Here is a 5,823-nt window from a genome sequence, read left to right as displayed (position 1 = left end):
TTCTGCTACGGGCCGATCGAGTCCCGCAGTCTGGCCCTGATCAGCCTCCTGGCCTATTCGACCGCCATCCTGTCCTATCTCGGCGGCGTGCGGTGCGGTCTCGAGATCGAAAACCCCGAACCGCGCTGGGGCGTCCTGGGCCTGTCACAGCTGTTTCCGCTGGCGGCGTTCGGCCTGCTGCTGGGCGGTCTCAAATTTGATCCGGCCTGGCAATTGTCGGGCTTCCTGCTGGTCTTCATCCTGCAATGGCTTTGGGACGTCACCAATCACGAGGGTCCCGCCTGGCGGCCGCGCCTGCGCACGCTTTTGACCTCGGGCGCCGCGATCTCGCTGTCCTTCGCCCTCGAGCAAGCCCTCCATATGTAGGGTATCGGCCGGCGGTCCTGACGCGATCCGCCTCAATCCGGCCGAAGCGACTTCCAGCCCACCGCGTGAACCCGCTTCGACCCGAGGGCTCCGGCCATGGGCGTTGAGTCGAACATCCCGCCAAATGCCTTGTCGAGGATGTTCAGCCCCCCGGTGTACGCGCCGAAGGCGGGCAGGATCAGTCTGGAGCCATCGGTGACGAAGCAGCGCCGCCGTACGCTGGCGCGACCGCTGCTGACCCGGGCGGCGGGGTGAAGATGCCCGGCCACCTCGCCTGGCTGGGGTCCGGGAGCGGGCTCATGGCGCAGCCGCAGTCCGGCGATCAGCAGCTCGTCCACCACGTCCCCGGGCAGGTCCCGCGGTCCGTCCTCGTCATGGTTGCCGACCGCCCAGATCAGCGTCCGCCCCCGCGCCAGGGCCGCCAGCCGGGCGGCGTCCTCGGCCGCCAGCCTCGCCTCGGCCTGGTGGTCGTGGAAACTGTCGCCCAGGAAGACCAGCCGGGCCGGGGACAGGGCCGTAACCTCGGCCTCCAGCCGGTTCAGGGTTTCGCGGGTATCGTAGGGCGGCAGCATCTGGCCAAACCGCGCGGCGTAGCTGCTGCCCTTCTCGAAATGCAGGTCGGCGACGATCAGGGCGCGCTCGGCTTCGAGCCATAGGGCCCCGGAGGCACGTAGGACCAAGGGCGCGTCGGCCACGGTGACGCGCAGGCCGCCGCAGGCGCTCAGCGAGAACGGCGTCACGCCATGGCCTCGGCGATCAGTTCGTCTTCCGCCTCGGCCAGGATCATCTCGCCGGCGGCGTCGCCGGGCGCCCGCTCGCGGCCGATCTCCAGCATGATCGGCACGGCGAAGGGCGAGACATGGTCCAGGGCGGCATGGCGGATCCGCCCCTTGATCCGGGCCAGCATGTCGCCGAGGCGGGCGACGTCCAGCAGGCCGGCGGCGGCGTCGCTGCGGGCGCAGCGCAGCATCAGGTGGTCGGGCTGGTGGCGGCGCAGGACGTCATAGATCAGGTCGGTCGAGAAGGTCACCTGGCGGCCCGACTTCTCCTCGCCGGGATAGCGCCGCTCGATCAGGCCGGCGATCAGGGCGCAGGCCTTGAAGGCGCGTTTCATCAGGAAGCTTTCCTCGAGCCAGGCTTCCAGGTCGTCGCCGAGCATGTCCTCGTCGAACAGGGCGTCCAGGTCGAGCCCGTCCATGGGCTTGAGCGACCAGATATTGACCGCGTAGTCATTGGCCACGAAGCCCAGCGGTCCCACGCCCAGGCGGTCCAGGCGACGGGTCAGCAGCATGGCCAGGGTGGTGTGGGCGATGCGGCCGTCGAACGGATAGCAGACCAGGTGGAAGCGCTTGCCGCGCGGAAAGGTCTCCAGCAGCATCTCGTTGTCGTCGGGGATGATCGAGCGCCGCTTCTGATAGCCGAGCCATTCCTGGACGTCGGCCGGCAAGGCCGCCCATTCGCGCTCGTCGTGCATCATCTGGCGCACCCGGCTGGCCAGATAGGTCGACAGCGGGAATTTCGAGCCGCCCCAGCTGGGCAGCATCGGATCGTCATGTGGCGCCGGACTGACAAAGGCGTCGGTGCCCACCAGGCTGTTGAAGCGCCAGACCTGGCCGGCGAAGATGAAGGTGTCGCCCGGCTTCATCTGTTCGAAGAAGCCCTCTTCGGCCTCGCCGACCTTGCGGCCGCCGACAGGCTTTCGACCGCCGCCGATCCGGACATTGATCGTCGCCGCCGTGACGATGGTGCCGACATTCATCCGGTGGCGCTGGATGGTCTGGGGGTTGCGCGCTCGCCACAGTCCGTCGGGCCCCGGCACGATGCGCCGAAACTTGTCATAGGCCTTGAGGGCGTAGCCGCCGGTCGAGACGAAATCGACGACGGTCTCGAAATCCTCCCAGCTCAGATCCGCATAGGGGCCGGCCGAGCGCACCTCGTCATAGAGATCGGTCAGGGCGAAGGGTTCGGAGCAGGCGCAGCCCATGATGTGCTGGGCCAGCACGTCCAGCGCGCCGGTCCGGGCCGGCTCGCCATCGAGATAGCCGCCCAGGATGGCGTCGGCGGCGGCGCGGCATTCCAGCATCTCGAAGCGGCTGGCCGGCACCAGGACGGCGCGGGAGGGCTCGTCCAGCCGGTGATTGGCCCGGCCGATGCGCTGGACCATCCGCGAGGCCCCCTTGGGCGCCGCCAGCTGGATCACTAGGTCGACGTCGCCCCAGTCGATGCCCATGTCCAGGGTCGAGGTGCAGACCACCGCCCGGATCTCGCCGCGCCCCATGGCGGCCTCGACCTTGCGCCTCTGCTCGGCCGACAGGCTGCCGTGATGCAGGGCGATCGCCAATCCGGCGTCGTTCAGTTTCCACAGTTCCTGGAAGGCGAACTCGGCCTGAAAGCGGGTGTTGACGAACACCAGGGCCGTGCGGGCCTCGAGGATGAGCTGATAGACCTCGGCCATGGCGTGCTCGGCCGTGTGACCGGCCCACGGCACCTTGCCGCCGCTGACCAGCACCTCGACGATCGGCCGGGCGCCGCCGACGCCGAGCACGAGATCGACGTTGCTTGAACGATCCTCCCCCTGAAGGGGAAGGTGGCCCGCAGGGCCGGAGGGGGGCGTGTGCTTAGAGGCAGCAGAACTTTGCCCTCCGTCGCCAGGGGGAGGATCTCCGCAACCCAGCCAGCGCCGCACCAGATCCGGATCATCCACCGTCGCCGACAGGCCCACCCGCCGCAGGCGCGGCGCGAACAGCTGCAGGCGGGCCAGGCCCAGGGCCAGCAGGTCGCCGCGCTTGGACGGCCACATCGCGTGGGCCTCGTCGATGATCACGCAGGACAGGTCGGCGAAGTACTCGCGCGCGCCTTCCCAGGCGCAGAACAGGGCCAGTTGTTCGGGCGTGGTCAGCAGGATGTCGGGCGGCCTCAGCCTCTGCCGGGCCTTGCGGGCCTCGCCGGTGTCGCCGGTACGGCTTTCGGCGACGATCTTCAGGCCCATCTCGCGGATCGGGGTGGCCAGGTTGCGCTCGATGTCGACGGCCAGGGCCTTGAGCGGCGAAATGTAGAGGGTGTGCACCCCAGCCGGCGTGTTGCGCGGCGGGCGCTGCGCCAATTCGATCAGGCTGGGCAGGAACCCGGCCAGGGTCTTGCCGCCGCCTGTGGGCGCGATCAGCAGGACGTTGCGGCCCTGACGGCCCTTCTCGATCATCGCCAATTGATGGGCGCGGGGCGTCCAGCCGCGCGCGGCGAACCAGTCAGAAAAGCGGGGAGGGAGCAGGGGCGTCAACGCGTCAGTTAGCCCACAGCCTCGTCGACCCGTCTATGCCACGCCGCCATCGGGTCACCCAGAATCGACATCTCGGGCGGGAGTCCGGTCACGCTCACGATCGGCGCCTTCCGCTAAGCGAGACGGCTGTGTAGCGTTTCGACCCGTCGATGACAAGCCAATGTTCCCGTTCCGTTTCCCTGGCGCTCGGCTCGCGAGAGCTTGACCACGAAGCAGGCGCGGGGCAACTAGGGCGTGTGTTTCGTGGGGGTTGGATATGTTGCGTATGTTCGCGGGCGTCGCTCTGAGCCTGGCCATGACCGGGGTCGCCCTGGCCGAGCCCTATACCGCTGACCAGATCGCCAAGCTGCAGGCCAAGGCCGACGCAGGCAATGTCTCGTCGATGTACGAGTTGGGTTTCGCCTATGACAATGGCGACGGTGTACAGGTCGACCCGGCCAAGGCGGTGGCCTGGTACCGCAAGGCTGCGGACCTGGGGGACCGTCGGGCGATGAACAATCTGGGCACGCTCTATTCGGCCGGCCGCGGCGTTCCGGTGGACTACGCCGAGGCCCTGAAGCTCTATCGCAAGGGCGCCGAACTGGGCAACGCCATCGCCATGCGCAACGTCGCCTCGATTTACGATGAGGGCGAAGGCGTGCCGATCAATGATGTCGAGGCCCTCAAATGGTACCAGAGGTCGGTCGACGCCGGCTATGATGAGGCCCTGCTTAGCGTCGGTCTGATGTACGAATACGGCGAAGGCGCCCCGCGCGACCTGGCCAAGGCCGAGGGCTTCTACCAGCGCGCCATCCAGTCCGAGGACACCGATCTGGTGGACCGGGCCAAGGCGGCGCTGATCCGAGTCCGGCGGCTGGCCGGCAAGGCGGGCTGAGCCCACCCGATGCGGTCGTTGATTTCGGTCCTCGCCGTGCTCGTCGCCTTGGCGGGTCCGGCGGCAGCGGCGGTCGACAAGGCGCCCGCGCTCGCCACGCGGGCCGGCGCCGCGCCGGATCCCAAACAGTTGCAGGGCGGGGCCGAAGCTCAGAGCCTGTTTGACCAAGCCAGCGCCTTTCACCATGGCGACGGGGTCACGGCCGACCTGGCCAGGGCTATCGGGCTTTACCGAAAGGCCGCCGCCTTCGGTCATGTCACGGCGATGTCCAGTCTGGCGCAGATCTATGGCGAGGGCGGAGTCGTTCCGATCGACTACGCCGCGGCCCTGGCCCAACTGAAGGCGGCTTCCGACCTGGGAGACGCCTACGCCACCTTCAATCTGGCTGTGGTTTACTATCAGGGAGAGGGCGTGAGCCTTGACCAAGCCGAGGCCGCGCGGCTCTACGCCCTGGCCCTCGAGGGCGGCGTCGAAGAAGCGGCCTTTCGGCTGGGCCGCCTGCACGAGGAGGGCGAGGGCTTGCCCTACAGCCTCGAAAAGGCGGCCAAATATTACCGCGTGGGCGCGGCGGCCGAGAGCCATGCCGTTCGCGAACGAGCGGCAAAGGCCTTGGCGCGGGTCACTAAAAAGCTGGCGCGGCGGGGCGGCGACTAGGGGCCTCTGGCCGTCACGCCCAGGGCGCGAAGTTCCGATTTTGTTTCGCCAGTCGTGAGTGTAGGTATCGGGCGTGAACGCCACGACTCCCGCTCTCAGCCTCGCTCCCGCCCTGGTGGTCCTGCCCGGGCCGCGGGCGGGCTATGCCGACGGCGGTCCCGGTCGGCCGGGCGAGGAGGCTGGTCGACCGCTGCGCGCGCCCGACGCCCGCGACCTGCTGGAGCATGGGCCGGTGCTGGTGGCCCACGCGGCCATGACCGCCAAGCGGCTGAACCTGCATGCGCCCTCGCGGTCCCAGGGCCTGTTCGACGTGCTCGAGCTCTATGCCTTCGTGCGGCCGGCCACCTTCTGCGCCCCCTCGGCGTCGGACTGGCCATGGCCCTGGGCCTGCCCGAGCCGAAGGGCGCTCCGGCCCAGGCCGCCTCGCTGCGCGAGTCGGCCGCCGCCCTGCTGTCCGAGCTGGCCCTGACTCCGCAGCCGTCCCGCGAAGAGGCCCTGGCCGTGGCCGAGACCCTGGCGCGGGGCGGATGGGCCTGGGGACCGCCGGTGATCGGGGCCCTGCGCTCGGTCCCGGTCGGCAACCAGTTCCGCTCCTCGGGCCTGGATGTCTGGGCCCGGGCGCTGGAATGGGAGGACCAGGCCCCGCTCGGCG

5 protein-coding genes and 1 pseudogene are annotated in these 5,823 nt (G+C 69.2%); 4 read left to right on the top strand and 2 right to left on the bottom strand.

Annotation, left to right across the window (positions count from 1 at the left end):
• Positions 1–366: DUF3429 domain-containing protein (locus CSW58_RS09815; RefSeq protein ID WP_099447161.1), on the top strand; the 366-nt coding region annotated here is incomplete at its 5' end.
• 32 nt (positions 367–398) lie between these two features.
• On the opposite strand, the gene pdeM is transcribed toward CSW58_RS09815, so the two are convergent.
• Together pdeM and CSW58_RS09805 are read right to left on the bottom strand one after the other, a co-directional pair.
• Positions 399–1,106: a ligase-associated DNA damage response endonuclease PdeM gene (gene pdeM / locus CSW58_RS09810; RefSeq protein ID WP_099447160.1), complete on the bottom strand. Its 708-nt coding sequence runs from the start codon at positions 1,104–1,106 to the stop codon at positions 399–401.
• Entirely contained in the window at positions 1,103–3,643 is a 2,541-nt protein-coding gene (locus CSW58_RS09805; RefSeq protein ID WP_099447159.1) for a ligase-associated DNA damage response DEXH box helicase, read from the bottom strand. Before CSW58_RS09805 ends, pdeM begins: the two co-directional genes overlap by 4 nt.
• Before the next feature lie 256 nt (positions 3,644–3,899).
• Between CSW58_RS09805 and CSW58_RS09800 the strand changes: the two genes are divergently transcribed.
• The 3 genes and pseudogenes from CSW58_RS09800 to CSW58_RS15250 all read left to right on the top strand — a co-directional run.
• Positions 3,900–4,517: a tetratricopeptide repeat protein gene (locus CSW58_RS09800; protein ID WP_099447158.1), complete on the top strand. Its 618-nt coding sequence runs from the start codon at positions 3,900–3,902 to the stop codon at positions 4,515–4,517.
• Positions 4,518–4,526: 9 nt separating this feature from the next.
• The gene (locus CSW58_RS09795; RefSeq protein WP_099447157.1) at positions 4,527–5,171 is read left to right on the top strand and encodes a tetratricopeptide repeat protein; all 645 of its coding nucleotides are present in this window, start codon (positions 4,527–4,529) and stop codon (positions 5,169–5,171) included.
• Positions 5,172–5,546: 375 nt separating this feature from the next.
• Positions 5,547–5,823, top strand: a pseudogene (locus CSW58_RS15250) (ATP-dependent DNA helicase); the annotation flags it as partial.

Origin of the sequence: Caulobacter sp. B11 (assembly GCF_002737765.1) — a bacterium.
Taxonomy (GTDB): Bacteria; Pseudomonadota; Alphaproteobacteria; order Caulobacterales; family Caulobacteraceae; genus Caulobacter.
This window is presented reverse-complemented; position numbering and strand designations above follow the sequence as displayed.

Coding starts and splice junctions, on each gene's coding strand:
- CSW58_RS09800 (WP_099447158.1), top strand. CDS start 3,900: ATGTTGCGTATGTTCGCGGGCGTCGCTCTGAGCCTGGCCATGACCGGG.
- CSW58_RS09795 (WP_099447157.1), top strand. CDS start 4,527: ATGCGGTCGTTGATTTCGGTCCTCGCCGTGCTCGTCGCCTTGGCGGGT.